Origin of the sequence: Paenibacillus amylolyticus (genome assembly GCF_003719335.1) — a bacterium.
GTDB classification, from domain to species: Bacteria; Bacillota; Bacilli; order Paenibacillales; family Paenibacillaceae; genus Paenibacillus; species Paenibacillus amylolyticus_D.
The window spans coordinates 418,391-436,081 of sequence record NZ_RIAS01000005.1 but is presented as its reverse complement, the minus strand read 5'-3'; the positions used below and the strand labels follow the sequence as shown (position 1 = coordinate 436,081).

The 17,691-nt window shown below is 46.4% G+C and carries 17 protein-coding genes; all 17 read right to left on the bottom strand.

The genetic code is table 11. The features are described 5' to 3' along the window. Nucleotides 1–138: 138 nt before the first annotated feature. Complete coding sequence (locus EC604_RS30145; RefSeq protein ID WP_167375816.1) at nt 139–303, bottom strand: hypothetical protein; 165 nt, start codon at nt 301–303, stop codon at nt 139–141. 73 nt (nt 304–376) lie between these two features. Further along, nucleotides 377–1,471, bottom strand: a complete 1,095-nt coding sequence (locus tag EC604_RS12715; protein WP_123064505.1) for a helix-turn-helix domain-containing protein — start codon at nt 1,469–1,471, stop codon at nt 377–379. A 66-nt stretch (nt 1,472–1,537) separates the two neighbouring features. Further along, on the bottom strand, nt 1,538–2,305 hold the full coding sequence (locus tag EC604_RS12710) for a DUF3388 domain-containing protein (protein ID WP_123064538.1): 768 nt from the start codon (nt 2,303–2,305) through the stop codon (nt 1,538–1,540). 198 nt (nt 2,306–2,503) lie between these two features. Next, nucleotides 2,504–2,767 carry a DUF3243 domain-containing protein gene (locus EC604_RS12705; protein WP_123064504.1) on the bottom strand — a complete coding sequence of 88 codons (264 nt, stop codon included), beginning with the start codon at nt 2,765–2,767 and terminating at the stop codon, nt 2,504–2,506. Nucleotides 2,768–2,941: 174 nt separating this feature from the next. After that, entirely contained in the window at nt 2,942–3,706 is a 765-nt protein-coding gene (ymfI, locus tag EC604_RS12700) for an elongation factor P 5-aminopentanone reductase (RefSeq protein ID WP_123064503.1), read from the bottom strand. 57 nt (nt 3,707–3,763) lie between these two features. After that, nucleotides 3,764–5,044: an EF-P 5-aminopentanol modification-associated protein YfmH gene (gene yfmH / locus EC604_RS12695; protein WP_123064502.1), complete on the bottom strand. Its 1,281-nt coding sequence runs from the start codon at nt 5,042–5,044 to the stop codon at nt 3,764–3,766. 2 nt (nt 5,045–5,046) lie between these two features. Then, the gene (gene yfmF, locus EC604_RS12690; RefSeq protein ID WP_123064501.1) at nt 5,047–6,330 is read right to left on the bottom strand and encodes an EF-P 5-aminopentanol modification-associated protein YfmF; all 1,284 of its coding nucleotides are present in this window, start codon (nt 6,328–6,330) and stop codon (nt 5,047–5,049) included. 126 nt (nt 6,331–6,456) lie between these two features. Next, nucleotides 6,457–7,290, bottom strand: coding sequence for a spore cortex-lytic enzyme (sleB, locus tag EC604_RS12685; protein ID WP_123064500.1), 834 nt, complete (start codon nt 7,288–7,290; stop codon nt 6,457–6,459). A 180-nt stretch (nt 7,291–7,470) separates the two neighbouring features. Beyond that, entirely contained in the window at nt 7,471–10,251 is a 2,781-nt protein-coding gene (locus EC604_RS12680; protein ID WP_123064499.1) for an FtsK/SpoIIIE family DNA translocase, read from the bottom strand. Nucleotides 10,252–10,341: 90 nt separating this feature from the next. After that, nucleotides 10,342–10,575, bottom strand: coding sequence for a YlzJ-like family protein (locus EC604_RS12675; protein ID WP_123064498.1), 234 nt, complete (start codon nt 10,573–10,575; stop codon nt 10,342–10,344). Next, nucleotides 10,572–11,336, bottom strand: a complete 765-nt coding sequence (locus EC604_RS12670; protein ID WP_123064537.1) for a ClpP family protease — start codon at nt 11,334–11,336, stop codon at nt 10,572–10,574. Before EC604_RS12670 ends, EC604_RS12675 begins: the two co-directional genes overlap by 4 nt. A 245-nt stretch (nt 11,337–11,581) precedes the next feature. Beyond that, nucleotides 11,582–13,231 carry a ribonuclease J gene (locus EC604_RS12665; RefSeq protein ID WP_429350645.1) on the bottom strand — a complete coding sequence of 550 codons (1,650 nt, stop codon included), beginning with the start codon at nt 13,229–13,231 and terminating at the stop codon, nt 11,582–11,584. A 512-nt stretch (nt 13,232–13,743) separates the two neighbouring features. Further along, the gene (gene dapA, locus EC604_RS12660) at nt 13,744–14,622 is read right to left on the bottom strand and encodes a 4-hydroxy-tetrahydrodipicolinate synthase (RefSeq protein ID WP_123064496.1); all 879 of its coding nucleotides are present in this window, start codon (nt 14,620–14,622) and stop codon (nt 13,744–13,746) included. 47 nt (nt 14,623–14,669) lie between these two features. After that, nucleotides 14,670–15,887 (bottom strand): aspartate kinase, encoded by a 1,218-nt coding sequence (gene dapG, locus EC604_RS12655; RefSeq protein WP_123064495.1) that lies wholly within the window; start codon nt 15,885–15,887, stop codon nt 14,670–14,672. 47 nt (nt 15,888–15,934) lie between these two features. Further along, nucleotides 15,935–16,120, bottom strand: coding sequence for a hypothetical protein (locus EC604_RS29905; RefSeq protein ID WP_161556922.1), 186 nt, complete (start codon nt 16,118–16,120; stop codon nt 15,935–15,937). Between the two features lie 71 nt (nt 16,121–16,191). Then, nucleotides 16,192–16,788 carry a dipicolinate synthase subunit B gene (locus EC604_RS12650; protein WP_123064494.1) on the bottom strand — a complete coding sequence of 199 codons (597 nt, stop codon included), beginning with the start codon at nt 16,786–16,788 and terminating at the stop codon, nt 16,192–16,194. Further along, entirely contained in the window at nt 16,785–17,684 is a 900-nt protein-coding gene (gene dpsA / locus EC604_RS12645; protein WP_090923824.1) for a dipicolinate synthase subunit DpsA, read from the bottom strand. The genes EC604_RS12650 and dpsA overlap by 4 nt, the downstream gene beginning before the upstream one ends. Nucleotides 17,685–17,691: the final 7 nt, after the last annotated feature.

Sequence of the window (17,691 nt, the reverse complement as noted above, 5' to 3'; positions counted from 1 at the left end):
GCTACGCAGGGGCTTGGCCCCTCCTGCGACCGGACTTTCACCGGCTAGAAGATGCGTGCTTTGCTGGGCACGCCTCATAGAAAAAAGCATTTTTGGAGTACCATTCGGTCACCAAAAATGCTTGCTGGTTGAGCTGCCTTAATACCGGCTACGGTTAGGCTGTCTGAACATATCGAGCACACCGAGGACGATATGCGCAAGTCCAAAGCCCAATATTCCGTAACCCCAGGCATTTGGAGTCAGGTAATAACCCAGGAGGCTGACAATAATCCCTAAACCGGTTACGATCCAGCTGACTGTCACGGCCATCCACCTCACTTCACCATAAGTTAACTGCAATTGAAGACAAGATTATTGTCTCCTGCAGTTAGCTAGGTTATTCGTTGCTGGAGCTTCCGCCTTCTGAGGAACCACTGGTCGTTGTGCCTGTCATGCCTTCAGTTCCCGTGGAAGAAGCTGTGCTATCTGTATCCAGTTTAAGACGAATGCGGTTGGTTGCTTTGCCGTCCGTTACTACTTGACCGCCAACATCAATGGTTGTTGCCGCCGCATAACCGGATTTAATGTACATGCCTGCACTGTCCAAAGTAAATGTAAACGTGTCACCGTCGGCTGTATTGCCATACTCCAGCTTCTCACCGCTTGAATTCTCGCCTTTATACACTTCAAGCCAACTGTTACCTGTTGCCTTGATCGTAACAGTTACAGGCTGACCTGCGCTTCCGCTAACTTTGAAGTTTGTAATATTGCCTGATTTACCATCCTGAGAAACAGTAACTGAACCAGGCGTAGTTGGCGGTGTTCCCTCTTGGTTCTCACCTGTTTGTCCGTCGGTTTGTCCGTCGGTTTGTCCGTCAGTCTGTCCATCGGTTTGAGTGTTATTTTCACCGTCGGTCTGACCATTCGCTTCATTACCGCCGCCGTTTCCGCCGGCATCACCTTTACCGGTATCATTCGATCCCGAATCGGTTGCAGGCGGAGTTGCAGTTTGCCCGTTATCGGATGGTTGATCAGGTTTGTCATTAGCAGGCTTCTGACTGTCCGTAATTTTTGTATCATCTAGACCTTGTGGATTGGTGTCATCACCTTTGTTGTTTGCCATATACACATACAAAAGCACGATAATCAGAATAGGGAACGTCCACATTAGAGCAACAGACATCCAGCGGTTGCTCCGCTCCGCCGGCCGACTGGAGCGCTTCTGGATTACCGGTTCCATGGTTGCTTCCGCAGTTTCTGCGGGTACGTCCTTTTTATGTCCTTCCAGCAGCTCATCGGCATTCAGTCCCACCGTTTCCGCATAGGTTTTTATAAATGCACGCACATAGAAGCTGCCAGGTAACACTTTATAATCCCCTGCTTCTATAGCCTCCAAATACCTCTTGCGAATTTTTGTCATTTCCTGTACATCGTCGAGACTCATCCCTTTTTGCAGCCGGGCCTCTCTTAACTGCTGACCCAGTTCAGACATGCCATCTCCTCCTTCTGTTTATCTCTTCAGTTGTTGCGGATCTATTCCATGATTCCGTACGGAGCTTTACAGTTCGTCGGTATAGCTTGCCGTAAACGTATCATAAATAATTTCTTCGTTAGGATTATTACGCAATTCAATAATAATATCAAAATTATTATAATCATATTCGGATTCCTGCACAAAAATATCCGGGTGCTCAATCACTTTCGTACTAGGCATCGACATAATATCCTGCAACAGATTATAGTGCCGCTCACTGGAGCGAATTGTGCTGACAATCCCATCAATGATAAACACATTATTCGGGTTCAATTCGTCTTCGGACATTTGGCTCCGAATCGTTTGGCGAAGAAGGGTAGAAGATACAAAAGTCCAACGCTTCATAGCACATACACTGCCTGCGATGATTGATTCTGTTTTACCAACTCGCGGCATACCGCGCAAGCCGATCACTTGATTTCCCTCTCTTTTAAATACTTCACCCAAAAAATCAACTAGTAACCCAAGTTCGTCCCGGGTGAAACGAAATGTTTTGCGATCATCCGAATCCCGGTCAATGTACCTACCATGTCGCACAGCCAGAATATCCACCAATTTGGGTTGACGTAGTGCCGATACCGTAATGCTGTTGACTTTACCAAGCATCTCTCCGAGCAGACGGATCTTTTCATCATCATCTGACTCGAGCAACATGCCCCGCGTTTTGCCTTCCACACCGTTAATGGTCAATATATTGACTTCAAGCATCCCCAGCATAGAGGCGATATCCCCCAAAAGACCAGGTCTGTTCTTATGTATTTTATATTCCATATACCATTGTTTAGTTTCCATGTATACACCCCGTAATGCATTATTCCACATTATTTGACAACATCCGAACGTGTCCACTGGACGCTATTTCGGGTCGTCTTCTAAAAATGGGTCACGTTAATGATATATAAAATGAAAATGAATTACAAGAACAGCTCTGTAATCCGTTTGTAATCATTAGAGAAAAGCCCCCTTGCGGGAGCTCTTCATCTCTTGCCTTTATGCGTTTTGTTTGGCCAATTTGACCATCAGGCACGCAATCGTACGACGCTCATCCGCATCGCCGACATCCCATAGTTCCTTCAATGCTCGGTTGGAATGGTTCGCCGGATCAACTTTCTCATCCAGAAAGTCACCGATCTCGTACGCCAGTTTGTTGATGGTTTCTTCACTCATTCCCATCTTCTCGGCTTGCCGAACGCGATCACCCAGGAACTTCTTCCATGTGTCAAAGTTAGAAACTACTGTGTTTTCTGTTGACATGATAAATCCTCCTTAGCTGACGCATGAGATTTAAAATCAACAGTTGTAATATGTGCTTCCCGGACATTTTATATACGAGCTTTTAAAATTAAATCAAGCTGTATGTCAGAACTCAAACACCTATATACCATATTCAGCTAAGCATATGCTGGTCTTATAACTTGAACACCGGCATTAAGTCAGCCAGCCTCCATTAGGGCTGATAATCTGTCCATTGATATATCCCGACTCAGGAAGTGCGAGAAAATAAACCAGTGACGAAATTTCGTCCGGCTGCGCCAGTCGCCCCGCAGGAATCTCATCTTCCAACATCTTCAGCTCACTCTGATCCAGATGGTCTAACATCGTCGTCTGAACAGCCCCTGGAGCAACGGCGTTCACCGTAACGCCGGAGGGAGCAAGCTCTTTGGCAAGTGCCTTGGTGAAGGCATTTACCCCGCCCTTGGTTGTGGAATACAACACTTCACAAGATGCACCAGATAAGCCCCAGATGGACGACACATTAATGATTCGGCCGTATCTTTGGGAGATCATATGTGGCATCATCTCTTGTGTGCATAGAAAAGTACCTTTCAGATTAATCGCCATCACTTCATCCCAGATTTCCTCTGTCACATCCGCAAGCAAACCATAGTGAGATATACCTGCGTTGTTCACAAGAATATCCGGCAACAACTCGTGAGAAGCCAATTTTTCCCGCATGCGCTGAATCTGTTCCCTGCTGCGAAGATCCGCTGACACCGTCATAATGCGCCCATTTCCCCGCTCCATACAACGTCTTGCCGCTTCATTGGCCGCTTCATGCGATTTCATATAGTGCAACACCACGTTCATACCTACACTGGCAAACCGCTCTGCAATTGCAGCTCCTATGCCTCCGCTTGCCCCGGTAACCAGAACAGTCATTTCCCCTATAGCTTTCACAATGTGTCCCCCCATAACTTTCACTCCCAATCTAGTGAACCCTTCAAACTTCGTCCTGTTTCCTCTCCATGGTTAAGGACTAACAACGAGTGATACAGCCAGCTGATCCCAACGAATATGCTCTTTCAGTCTTTGATTTACATCTTGAAGCGTAATCGCTTCATACAATGAAATCATATTGAAAAAGTCACCGCCACGGAATTGCTGACGTGTGAATTCATTCGCTATGTTTTCCGGTGAATTGAGCATGCGCAAATAACCGCCAATTTTCTTTTTGCGCGCTCGTTCAAAATCGGAAGCATCGAATCCTTTTTGCACAATCACTTCGACTTCCTCGCGTATCCGTTTCAACAATTGATCCGGGTCTTTGGTATCCCCACCAACCGCAGAGAAGGCATATTGCGGTGAACTGATATAGTCATGTCCAAAACTATCCGAGATCAGATCTTCATCATAAAGCTTCTGAAACAGACGTGTGCTTGAACCAAACAATAGATCCATCATCAGCTGCGTGGTTGTGTCCCTGCGCAAAAGTGCCTCTCCTGTAAGTCCAACATCTGTTTCTTTGAATCCAAACAAACATTTCGGCAGGGAAACGGATAATTTGACCTCTCGTCTGGCCTCTCCCACCTGCTCTGGCTCTGGTTCAAAGAAGCGGTGAATCGGGCCCTGCGGCTCGAAATTTTTCTGCTCCTGATTGGAACGAACCATGCTAATGACCTGCTCAGGATCAACACCGCCGACAACAAACAAGAGCATATTGCTTGGATGATAAAATGTGTTATAACACGTATACAACGTTTCTTTTGTGATCGTGTTAATGGATTGAACCGTGCCCGCAATGTCAATATGCACCGGATGTTTTTGATACATCGCTTCAATCAATCCGAAATAAACCCGCCAATCCGGATTATCGGCATACATATTTATTTCTTGTTCAATAATGCCTTTTTCCTTGTTGACGTTTTGATCTGTAAAGTACGGATTTTGCACAAAATCAACTAATGTTTGTATATTTTCATTCATATTTTCGGTTGCCGAAAACAAATAAACGGTCTGATCAAAACTTGTGAATGCGTTGGCAGAAGCACCATGGGAAGCAAATGTTGCAAAAATATCACCCGTTGGCTCCTCAAACATTTTGTGTTCCAGAAAATGAGCAATACCGTCAGGCACCTTTACCTCAGCTTGTCCTTCCACTTGAAAGTGATTGTCCACTGACCCGTATTTGGTCGCAAAGGTGGCATATGTTTTCTGAAAACCCGGTTTAGGCAAAACATAGACATGCAGTCCACTCGCCATTACTTCGTAATATAATGTCTCCTGCAAATGTTCATACCGAATGCTCTCCACGACTATTCCTCCTTCTCGTCCCGCAAGAAATAAATCGTATCCAGACGGAACTGCTCTGCGGCCTCACGAACATCCTGCTTGGTAATCTGCTCGATTTGTGCAAGCAGCTCTTCAGATGTTCTCTCCTTACCGGACAACTGACGGTTAAAATCGTAAGCAATCATCTCAAAAGCAGCATCCTGCATTTCTTTTAACAGATTACGGATCATTGCTTTTGTCTGGGACATCTCCAGATCGGTGATATGACCAAGTTTCATTTCCTCAAGCTGTTGCTTGATGATGGTCACTGCTTTTTCATAATTGGGAATCTCAATCCCGGATTGAATCGTGGCAATGCCTTTGTGCCCATCATATCTGGAAGAAGCATAATAGGCGAGGCTTTCTTTTTCACGAACATTAACAAACAGCTTCGAATGCGGATATCCACCCAGAATACCGTTATACATTAGCGCTGCTGCATATATATCATCTGCATAGGTAATGGAAGTGCGAAGCCCCAGGTTCAGCTTACCCTGCCCAATATTCAGCCGTTCAATGACCGTATTTGGCTCCTCATCCCCACGCAGCGCCTTCTGAGCCTGATAGTCAGAGGAAATCTTACGTTCAAGGTTAAAATGACGCTGTACCAGTTTCTCCACTTCTTCAAGTGTTGTATCCCCAACCACATACAAGTCCATACTGGCTTCCTTTAGCCAGTTTTCATAAGCAGCTGTTAATTCAGGAGGCTCAATGACGGGCAGTGTTTTTCGTTCACCCAGGGGATGAAGACGGTAAGGCTCATGTTTGCACATTTCTTCGATACACCGTTCAGCCGCATAACGCATTTTATCGTTCACAATGGACTCCAGCTTTTTACGAACCGTCTCGCGCTCTGCCTGCACGTACGACGTTTTGAAGTGTCCATCTTCCCTTGCGGGTTTGGTCAGCACTTCACCAAGAAACGCAAACGAACGATCCAGAAGTTGCTGCTCCCCACCTCCGACAAACGAATCATTAATGGTATCCATACGAAACTGCACAATCTGATAATCACCGCGTTTATAGACGTCAAAACCAAATCCTGCTCCATACAAATGCTCCAATTGCTCTCGAAACTGCGTTGTTTCCGGATAGGACTCTGTCCCTCTTCTTAAAACAAACGGTGTCAATGCCACAGGAGTAACAGTGTCCTCGCGTAGCGGAACTCCGGCATACAGTGAGATAGCAAACGTTTTGAAACGTTTGGTTGGAAGCACATGGATACGTATCTGTTTACGGCTCCCCCGTTCAAATGCTGCGGTATTCAAATGTCAAAACCCCTTTACGGCGTCATTTAGATAACCTGTCCTTAAGCTTAAACGTAACCACCATTTTAAACTATCCAAAAGCCAAGAAGCAACCAAAGTGATGCCTTCTGGTTGCTTCCCGCCCGATTACATGCAGAATATATGCTGCCCGATCGTTTTCACCTGCGGACGAGTCCAGATCCATTTGGATGTGGCTGTCTTCGGGTTAAAATAATACAAACATCCACCGGAAGGGTCCCACCCGTTCAATGCCTGTTCAACAGCTTTTTTCGCCTGAGCGTTCGGTTCCAGATAGATCTGTCCATCGGCTACGGCTGTAAATGCTCCCGGCTGAAAGATAACCCCAGATGGAGTAGAAGGAAAACTTGGTGAGTTTACGCGATTCAGAATAACAGCGGCTACGGCTACCTGACCTTCAAACGGTTCGCCTCGCGCTTCGCCATATACGGCATTCGCCATAATTTTAAGCTCGTTCTCGGAGAGTCCCATCGCATTGGCAGAACCCATATTGTCCTTCTCATTACTTGAAGGTTCTCCACCTCCGCCTGTGTCTCCCCCAGATGCCCCTTCTTTATGCAAAGGAGGCTCGGTAGGTGACCATTTCGTGCTGGCGTTATACAGCTTTAACTTGGTTTTGGCTCCAACCACACCATCTGCCTTCATGCCAAACTCAGATTGAAACCATTTCACTGATTTCAGCGTGCTGCTGCCAAAATTACTATCGATTTTGCCATTGTAGAAACCAAGATACTTTAATCGTCCCTGAAGCTCGTAGACATCCTGACCGTAACTACCATATTTGACGGTATTGTTACTGAAAGTCGGCATTGCTTTTTCCTCTACTGGAGGGTTGTTCTGAGCAGCATTTTGAGGCGCTGTATGCTCAGGAAGCAAATAACGGATTCCAAGCGCGGTTATCAGCAAAATAGCAGTGAAAAGCCATAGGTTCATTTTTCGCATCGACTAAGCTCTACCTTTCTCTTGTGGGATTTAACAGAATCGCTACCGTTATTATGACAAGCAGTCATGTTTCCTATGCACCAAACCATCCGATCTCTGGAGCAAATGGCAAAACCTCAAAAGCTGTGGAACAGCAAAAAAACCTCCAACCATAAAGGTTGAAGGTTTTCTAACGCTTCATTATGAGCTTATTTTGTTCTGTTGATACTGTTCCAGCGAAACAAGCACTTCGCGCGGTTTGCTGCCTTCATATGGCCCAATCACACCTCTGGCTTCCATCGAGTCAATCAGACGCGCTGCACGCGTATAACCTACCCGCATTCGACGCTGCAAGAGTGACACCGAAGCCTGCTTCGCTTCCAGAATGATCTGTACAGCCTGCTCGTATAACTCATCCTGTACTTCTTCCGTTGCTTGACTGGAGTCATCTACCTCTGGCACAAGGGATTCATCATACTGCGCTTCACCTTGACCACGAACGTAATTCACGATATTTTCAACCTCTTCATCACTCATAAACGCACCCTGAACACGAATCGGCTTGGAAGCACCCATTGGCATGAACAGCATGTCACCACGACCTAACAACTTCTCCGCTCCACCCATATCCAGGATCGTACGTGAATCAACTTGTGAGGATACGCCAAATGCAATCCGTGAAGGAATATTGGCTTTAATTACCCCTGTGATAACATCAACGGAAGGACGCTGCGTCGCAATGATCAAGTGAATGCCGGCTGCACGAGCCATCTGTGCAAGGCGCGCAATCGCATCCTCTACATCTCCAGCCGCTACCATCATCAAATCAGCAAGCTCATCCACAATGACCACAATGTAAGGCAATACCGCTGCCGGGTTATCTTTCATCAAATTGTTATATCCCTCAACGTTACGTGTACCTGATTTGGAGAACAACTCATACCTTTTCTCCATCTCAACTACAATCTTTTTGAGCGCAAGCGACGCTCTTTTCGGATCGGTCACAACCGGTGCCATCAGATGCGGAATTCCGTTATAAACATTCAGCTCGACCATTTTGGGGTCAACCATTAGAAACTTGACCTCATCCGGCTTTGCTTTATACAAAATGCTGGTAATAATGCCGTTGATACATACCGATTTTCCTGATCCGGTAGCACCAGCCACTAACAAGTGAGGCATACGAGCCAAGTTGCCAATGATCGTCTGACCGGATATATCACGTCCAAACGCAATCGTTACTTTGGATTCAGCATCCTGGAACGTAGCTGTTTCCATCACTTCACGCATGGTCACAACGGATACCTCGCCATTCGGAACTTCAATACCAATTGCCGATTTCCCTGGAATCGGTGCTTCCATCCGAATATCTTTCGCAGCCAGAGCTAGAGCGATATCATCGGTAAGACTGACGATCCGGCTAACCTTGACCCCGATATCTGGCTGAATTTCATACCTCGTAACCGCTGGACCTCGGACAACCTCCAGAACTTTGGCACGTACACCGAAACTTTCTAACGTTGCTTCCAGCTTGCGCGCAGTCTGCATGTAATCCTTCTGATCGCTGCCTTTTCCACTATTATTAGGCTTGGACAAAAGACGGAATGAAGGAAGCTTGTATGGCTTCGGCGGGGGTGGTGGCGGTACGATCGGTTGCGCATTCTCTCCTGCCACACCATCCTGCTCCGTTCCAGAGTTCAACGTTTTACTCGGCCCGTCTTCTCCATCCGTCATCTCTCGCTCAGGATCGGCTTGAAGCATGTCTGTTGTGCCATGCGCATCAGTCCACTCTGCTTCTACCAGTTCATCTGTAAATTTAATATCTGCTTTGTCTACCTGACCTAGAGTGCTGTCGTTATGATTCAGATCATCCGGGAAAGGATAGGCATCATCCAGATCATCATCTTTGTCAGAGCCCTCTGATCTGACATGTTCAAAGAAGTCACGAATAATCGGTGCCGAATCAGCCTTGGTCTGCGTTACCGATGCTGCTGCACCAACAGCTGCTACTCCAGAACCTTTGATCACAGATGACCCAGTCTCTCCAGACCATGCCTCAGTTGGCAACTCCTGCCCAGCACGATAAACGACCTGTTCCGAGTCAAACACATCTGTTTCTGATGATTCCTCAGCCTGTTTCGCGGGCTGACGATCCGCTCCCCATTTCCCGAACAACTGGAAGAAAATCGGAGCCTTACGTTTGGGCAACTGTCCTTCTTGGGAATCGGGAGAATCATAATCGTCATCCTCTTCCTCATCATCAACGGGTACAGGCGCAAGTTTACGTGCATTTCTTTTTTTAACCCCCGCCACATTGGAAGCGGAACGTTTTGCAGGTCTGGATTCCAGCTTTTTATACATGGAACTGCCAGCATCCCAAATTTTCGTTCGGAATATGCGTATCAAATCAACGTAGGAAAGCCCCGTAACAAGCATAAAGCTAATCACAAACATCACGATCATGATCAATCTTGCGCCAAGACTGCCAAATAACCACAAAAATAAAGCAAACTGTCCTGCACCAAGATACCCGCCGCTAATATCCTTACCAAGCATGGAATCCCGTTCTCCAGAGACAGCAGGGGTCAATAGTTCAGTTTGCATATCATTATGTACTTGGGTCAGCACCGCACCTGGTTCAAGTGCGTCAACCGGAAGCAACTTCTGATGCATGGCGGATATGGTACTCATCAGGGTTAAAGCAAAGACCAGCAGTACCAAACCGGTCTTGCGTGTAGTCCAGCCACTCGGCCACTTCCGATGAATCATCACCATCAAACCGTAATATATGCCCACAAGCGGAATCGCAAAATAAAACTTGCCAAGCATCAGTCCAAACATCTTGGAAAGCGAACGTCCCACTGTGGCTTCACCCGATAGAGCTATAACTGCCAGCGTGATTAGCACAATGCCGTAAATTTCATATTTTAAGACGCCACTAAATCCGGCACCCTTTTTTTTCCTCTTTTTTCTTCTGGCCAAAATCAGGTCACCCCCAGAAGAATATTATACCATACAAATATATTCCGTACATATGTTCTTTTTCTGCACCATTTGTCTAAATTCGTCGCGTTATGTTGGGCTTGTGTTACCCGAAAGCGGAACAGTTGAACCCGGCAGATTGGACGGATCCAGATACGCTTCAAGTGGGCAGTCAAGTAAACGCACAATAACAGCTTCGGTGTCATTTACCGGTCTGACTTGCATTAACAAACCATTCATTCGGATCTCTTTCGTATCCCCAATCTCTGTCCACATGCCTGACCATAGTTGCTCGGGAGGCATCACAGTATACATAGTTGTCATTGTGTGTATCCTCCCGCTTGTATCGCTTGTCTTTTATCTCCCATAAGCTTGTTCAATTGTGCAATCGCTTGGCCAATACCACCAACAGCATCCATCAACCCGTACTTGACCGCGTCTGTACTTCCTACCGCTGTTCCAATATCCCGATTCAACTCACCTGTCTTGAACATTAATTCTTTGAACATGTCTTCAGAAATGTTGGAATGCGAAGTTACAAACCGTACAACACGCTCCTGCATCTTCTCCATGTACTCAAACGTCTGGGGTACACCTATGACAAGTCCATTCATACGTATCGGGTGAATCGTCATTGTGGCACTTCCCGCAATAAGCGAGTACGTGGAAGCAACGGCAATCGGTACGCCAATACTATGCCCTCCTCCAATGACAACGGTCACCGTTGGTTTGCTCAAAGAGGCAATCATCTCAGCAATAGCAAGGCCAGCTTCCACATCTCCACCTACGGTATTCAGAATGATCAAAATGCCTTCAATCTTCGGATTTTGTTCTGCCGCTACCAGCTGCGGGATAATATGCTCATACTTGGTTGTTTTGTTCTGTGGGGGTAAAATCAAATGTCCCTCAACCTGACCGATAATGGTCATACAGAAAATATTAGATTCGCTGGCTGGTGACTGTGTTTGCCCGAACTGCTGAATGGATTCTGTGACTGGAGAAAGCTGCTTCTCCTCCTGCACCGGAATATCTGGAGCCTCGGCCTCCGACTGATTGGATTTTGGCATTCGTTTGTTGTCATTCATCTGCTCATTCATGAAATGCTGTCTCCTTCTCCTGAAAAATATAATTGTCGTCTTTTCCTTAGTATGGGGAATCTGTCAACAACCTTATACTTTCCCTGAACAAACATTTCCATGAATCGCTTTTCGGCATTCGTTTTCAGTCTTTAAAATAAAAAAAGCCCCTTCTCTACGAGGAACCGTCCAATATTACTCGTAGAAGAAGGGGCGACTGTGTGCCTGATTATATGTTTTTCATTAAACCTATTTTAAACTTCCATAATGATTGGCAAAATCATCGGTCTACGACGCGTTTGCTCATACAGGAAACGTCCCAAAGCATCTTTAACATTTGTTTTAAGTGAAGCCCACTCGTTTACATTTTCACTCATCAGCTTCTGCAAAGTACTGCTTACAATGCGATTAGCCTCATCCAGCAGTCCTTCTGATTCACGTACATACACGAATCCGCGGGAGATAATATCCGGACCAGAGACGATTTTACCATCCTGCTTGCTGAGTGTTACTACGACAACCAGAATACCATCCTGAGACAGCAACTTACGATCACGCAATACAATGTTACCAACATCACCTACGCCCAGACCATCGATCAACACGTTACCTGCAGTTACTTTGCCTGCTTTACGTGCAGCTCCACCTTGAATCTCAACAACTTCACCGATATCAGTGATGAAAATATTGTCAGAGTCGATGCCTACAGATTCAGCGAGAACCGCGTGACGACGTTGCATCCGGAATTCACCGTGAATAGGCAGGAAGTATTTCGGTTTCATCAGGTTGAGCATGAGCTTCAATTCTTCCTGGCTACCGTGACCAGATACGTGAACGCCACTGTTAGCTCCGCTGTAATGTACGTTAGCTCCCAGACGGAACAGTTCGTCAATTGTACGGCCTACATACTTCTCGTTTCCTGGTACAGGTGTTGCTGCAATGATAACGGTATCTCCAGGAAGGATGTCCACTTTACGATGCGTAGAACGCGCCATACGTGTCAATGCGGACATTGGCTCACCTTGGCTGCCTGTGCAAAGAATAACTACACGATCTGCAGCCATTTTGCCAACTTCTTCTGGCTCAATGATCATTCCGTCTGGAATTTCCAGATAACCTAAATCCGAAGCAATACCCACCACGTTTACCATGCTGCGTCCGATCACTGCAACTTTACGTCCAGTAACCTCTGCTGCATTGATAACCTGTTGAATACGATGTACGTTGGAAGCAAACGTTGCGACAACGACACGCTGGCTTGCTTTGCGGAAAATATCTTCCAGAACAATGCCTACGTTTTTCTCAGATGGAGTGAATCCGGGTTTCTCCGCATTGGTACTGTCAGACAGCAACGCAAGTACGCCGTTGGTTCCGATCTGTGCCATACGTTGAAGATCTGCATACTGACCATTCACTGGCGTATGATCAAATTTAAAGTCCCCCGTGTGAACAACTGCACCTTCCGGCGTTTCTACACATACCCCGACGGAATCCGGAATACTATGATTAGTAGCGAAGAATGATGCTTTCAGCGTTGTTCCCAGTTCGATCTCTGAATCTGCATTGATGAGGATACGTTTCGTCTCACCCAGCAAATTAGCTTCTTTCAGTTTGTTCTCTACGAGACCAAGTGTAAGTCTGGTTCCGTAAACAGGAACATTCAAGTGTTTGAGGACATATGGCAAACCGCCGATGTGATCCTCGTGTCCGTGAGTTAAAATGATGCCGCGTACTTTATCACGGTTCTCAGTCAAGTACGAAATGTCAGGGATGACAATATCAATACCAAGCATATCTTCTTCTGGGAATTTAAGACCAGCGTCTACGACTACAATGTCGTTCGCGTATTGGATAACATACATATTTTTACCAATCTCGCCTACGCCGCCCAATGCAAAAATCATCAGCTTCTCGTTATTATTATTTTTCTTAGACAAATGAATCTGAACCTCCTATGGTAGTTGGACGTCGTACCTTATTATTTATTGTAAGTTAAGAAAAGTAGTTCAAACATCACACCCCAATGAATTAGGGATGAATGCAAAAGAACACCTTTATTCACGATATTTGGAAGAAGTTCTTCGAAGTTATACCCCATCACCAACAGGTTGGATCCGAATTTTCCCTCTTAGCCGTTCCTTCCTTTTTCACCGCAAAGCCACACCAACGAAACGATGTCGCTTTCAATTTCAAAAAAATACCGCACCCAGTCACTTGACATCATTATACATGATTAAAAACAGAAAAAACAAGTCACTCTCTCGTTAACCTGTAGGTTTCCCTTCCTGCAAAAAAAGAAACCTTACATCGCTCATCAAAAAAAGAACCGCTGCCTCTACCTGAGAGGTGCGGTTCTTTCGTTAAACAAAGCGTTCGTGCTTATCATTAATAAACGTCTAAAGAATTCAACTTTTATTTACAATTGAAGCAGATTTTTAATGTAATCCTGCTCCTCTGTAGTAGGCGGAATCAAAGGCAGACGCACTGAGCCTACGTCCAGTCCACGCAATGTTAATGCATATTTTACCGCTACCGGATTAGGCAAAGGCTCTGGGCACTCAAATAGCCCTTTGAAGAGCGGGAAGAGCTTCTGATGAATGCGTCGCGCTTGTAGAGGATCGCCGCCATAAAAGGCATCGATCATATTTTTCATCTCTGCGCCTACGACATGACTCGCCACGCTAACGATCCCGTGAGCACCGACTGCAATGGCAGGCAGGCCAGCTGCGTCATCCCCTGAATAGACTCTGAAATGATCAGGCGCGCCCGCAGCAATTAAAGTCACCTGCTCCATAGAGGCACATTCCTTAGTCGCCACAATATTCGGGATTTGTGCCAGTCGCAATGTGGTTGCGGCAGACAGGTTTGCTACAGTACGTCCAGGTACATTGTAGAGCATCACTGGCAACGTCGTTGCAGCAGCAATCGCTTCAAAATGTCTAAACATACCTTCTTGGCTAGGCTTGTTGTAGTAAGGTACAACTAATAATACTCCGTCTACCCCGACACGTTCAGCTTCCTCTGTCAGATGGATGGAATGCGCTGTATTGTTGCTTCCCGTTCCCGCTATAATCTTGCACCTTCCGGCCGCATGTTTCACTGCAAATTCGAATAATTGAACTTTCTCTGTATCACTAAGTGTTGGCGACTCCCCTGTTGTTCCAGAAATCACGAGAGTCTCCGACTTTTGATCAACGATCAGATAATCGATGAGACGTGCCGTTTCCTCCCAATGAATCTCTCCTTGTGCATTGAACGGAGTGACCATTGCTGTAATCAATCTTCCAAAGTCCAAATCGATTCCTCCCTCAAAACAAGTCTGGCTCCGCTAACATGGGTGAGTTACAAGTGAAGTTCGAATGAGGTATGAAGTGCCCTCAAGGCCTGAACCATATCTTCTTTTTTGACAAGCACCCAGATCGTTGTATTGGAATCCGCAGATTGCAAAATCTGAATGTCTGCAAGTGTCAGTGACTCCACAATACGGGCCATAATACCAGGCACACCGTTAATTCCTCCGCCGATAACAGATACTTTGGCACAGCCGGACAAACTTTGAGGCTTTAGACCGATCTCCTGCAACACGCGTATAGCCTTCTCGGAATCACTATCAAATACGGTATAGACAACTCCCGAGGGGGTAACATTAATAAAATCAACGCTAATTGAATTTTCAGCCATCGTTTTGAAAACTTTTAATTGCAGGCGATCTGTCCCACCAGGGACACCCACCGTAATCTGCGTAACATTGCTCACATAAGCAATACCGGTCACATAGCGGTCAATAATGCCAGTCTGTACATCCTGAAACCCTTCCGGGTGGGTAACAAGCGTACCTTCTGTGTCAGCAAAAGTAGATCTTACCCGAACGGGAATCTGCGATTGCATCGCAATCTCGACGGCACGCGGATGAATAACCTTCGCCCCATGATGAGCCATGTTACAGATTTCTGCATAGCTTACGACGGTCAGTGGACGAGCATCTTCAACAATCCGAGGATCAGCAGTTAATATCCCGTTAACGTCCGTGTAAATGTCCACCATCTCAGCTCGTAGTGCTGCACCCAGAGCTGTAGCAGATGTATCACTGCCTCCACGCCCCAGTGTGGTAAAATCACCTTTTTCCGTCTGTCCCTGAAATCCAGTTACAATGACAACACGACCGAGTTGAAGCTGTTCCAGCACACGAACAGGACGGACATCCAATATCCGGGCATTCCCGAAATTGTCGTCCGTCACAAAACCCGCTTGTGCGCCGGTCAGCACTGAAGTTGGAATGCCTTCATGTTCAAGCAAACTGCTGAGCGTTGTTGCAGAAATAATTTCACCACAGCACAGCAGTAAATCTTTTTCGCGAGCAGATAAAGCATTTCCGTTCTGTGCAGCCCAGTCCAAGAGTGTATCCGTGGCATAAGGCTCACCGCGGCGACCCATAGCTGACACCACAATAACAAGGTTAAAACCCGTTTCTAGCTCACGTTTAACATGACGGAGCACATGCTCTCTCGCTTGCACGGTAGAGAGCGATGTACCTCCGAATTTTTGTACCATAATACGCATCTTTATTCCTCCATTTGTGTACGCAAGAAGACTGGACACGGGTCAAATCAACAAATGCATAACCCTTGGGAGCGTTCCGATGCGATAATCTCAGCAATGTATACGGCATGCATGACATGTATTTCAAATACATCTCCCCTGCTTGCTGCATGAAGACCATATGCAAGCAGGAATGCCCTTATGAACAGGAACGTGTTTAGAGGTAGCTGTATGGACCAGCTATCGTCCCCCATGATTTTCTTTGTCTCTCGTACCCTTCTTCATTTCTCCAAGCGCATAACCGTTATTGCCCTGAATGCCATCCTTAAGCCTGTGGAGCACGCTCCACAATCATCGGTTGCAGTTGCTTTCCTTCTAGTGCACTCCAGCAAGCCTCCGGGATAAGCTCCATTTTGGCAACTAACGAGTTTGGTTTTTTCATTGGATCATCTTGACCAAACGGTACAAAATATACATATTTGGCCACTAATAATTTCGCGATATTAGCTGCATTCAAACCAAGTCCATCATTCGTCGATATCGCCAGCACAAGCGGACGCTGATTACGCATCTGCGCTTTTGCAGCCATAAGCACCGGACTATCAGTCATCGCGTTCGCCAGCTTGCTTGTGGTATTCCCCGTGCATGGAGCGATGACCAGCACATCAAGCAGCTTAGAGGGCCCTAAAGGCTCCGCCTCAACAATTGTAGAGATGATATCATTACCCGTTATATCTTTCAATTGTTTTTGCCAATTCTGCGCTGTACCGAAACGTGTATCCGTCGTCAGTACCGAGTTCGAAATAATCGGAACGACATTCGCGCCTTCGGATACAAAGCGGCTAATGACTGGCATAACCTCTTCAAACGTACAATGAGACCCCGTAATTGCGTAACCTACCGTTTTACCCTGCCAGTTCATGATTTAACCTCCCGTGCGTTCTGTTCTTCCAAAAGCAAACGGATTAACGCGTCGGCAATAATGCCGCCAGCCGTTTTTGGAGCAACAATGCCGGGGAGGCCTGGTGCGAGCAGTGCCTTGATGCCACGTTTGTCGGCATATCTAAAATCGCAGCCGCCAGGGGCGGATGCAAGATCAATAATAACCGCTTTTTGAGGCATTCTGGACAGGATTTGTGCTGTGATTATCATAGTCGGTATCGTATTAAAAAGCAAGTCAACTTCCCCGGTTTGAGCGGCCAAATCCGTTGTCATAAAAGGCTTCCAGCCCATGATTGTTGCTCTGGCAACATCCTCATTCCGCCGAATTCCCACTCGTACATTAGCTCCAAGTCCTTGCAATGTTTTGGCTAGCGTAAACCCTGTTCGACCAATGCCAAGTACGATGCATTCAGACCCGTGAATCGTAAAATCCGTTTCTTTAATTGCAATGGCGATGGCTCCCTCCGCTGTCGGAATAGAGTTGTAGAGTGCGATATCATCACGATCAAGCACTTCCACAAGCCGAAGGCCATTCTCCTCGCAAAGCTCACGCAAAAACGGCTTTGCCATGCCAGTAAATACGGTGCAGTGCTCCGGCAAGGCGGCCATATGTTCCTTTTTCAGAACAATCGGTTCACCACTAAACGAAGAGCTCACTTTTCCTTGATCATCACAGCTCACAACAGGCAGGACCAATACATCTGCAGAAGCAAACACTTCATCCTTAAGTTCGCGGTGCTCAATGCCCGGAATCACTTGCTCCAGTTGATCGAAGCCTACTACACTTACCGTTGCATCCAACTCGGCGCATTTTTGAATGACTTCAAGCTGCCTTGCATCTCCGCCAAGAACGACTATCCGGACTCCGGTCAGCATCGGGACG

Excerpts from the sequence above, each read along its gene's own strand:
- EC604_RS12715 (WP_123064505.1), bottom strand. The coding sequence starts at position 1,471 with ATGTCTGAACTGGGTCAGCAGTTAAGAGAGGCCCGGCTGCAAAAAGGG.
- EC604_RS12710 (WP_123064538.1), bottom strand. The coding sequence starts at position 2,305 with ATGGAAACTAAACAATGGTATATGGAATATAAAATACATAAGAACAGA.
- EC604_RS12705 (WP_123064504.1), bottom strand. The coding sequence starts at position 2,767 with ATGTCAACAGAAAACACAGTAGTTTCTAACTTTGACACATGGAAGAAG.
- ymfI (WP_123064503.1), bottom strand. The coding sequence starts at position 3,706 with ATGGGGGGACACATTGTGAAAGCTATAGGGGAAATGACTGTTCTGGTT.
- sleB (WP_123064500.1), bottom strand. The coding sequence starts at position 7,290 with ATGCGAAAAATGAACCTATGGCTTTTCACTGCTATTTTGCTGATAACC.
- EC604_RS12675 (WP_123064498.1), bottom strand. The coding sequence starts at position 10,575 with ATGACAACTATGTATACTGTGATGCCTCCCGAGCAACTATGGTCAGGC.
- EC604_RS12670 (WP_123064537.1), bottom strand. The coding sequence starts at position 11,336 with ATGAATGACAACAAACGAATGCCAAAATCCAATCAGTCGGAGGCCGAG.
- EC604_RS12665 (WP_429350645.1), bottom strand. The coding sequence starts at position 13,231 with ATGATTTTTGCATTGGGCGGCGTAGGCGAGATTGGTAAAAATATGTAT.
- dapG (WP_123064495.1), bottom strand. The coding sequence starts at position 15,887 with ATGCGTATTATGGTACAAAAATTCGGAGGTACATCGCTCTCTACCGTG.
- EC604_RS29905 (WP_161556922.1), bottom strand. The coding sequence starts at position 16,120 with ATGGGGGACGATAGCTGGTCCATACAGCTACCTCTAAACACGTTCCTG.
- EC604_RS12650 (WP_123064494.1), bottom strand. The coding sequence starts at position 16,788 with ATGAACTGGCAGGGTAAAACGGTAGGTTACGCAATTACGGGGTCTCAT.
- dpsA (WP_090923824.1), bottom strand. The coding sequence starts at position 17,684 with ATGCTGACCGGAGTCCGGATAGTCGTTCTTGGCGGAGATGCAAGGCAG.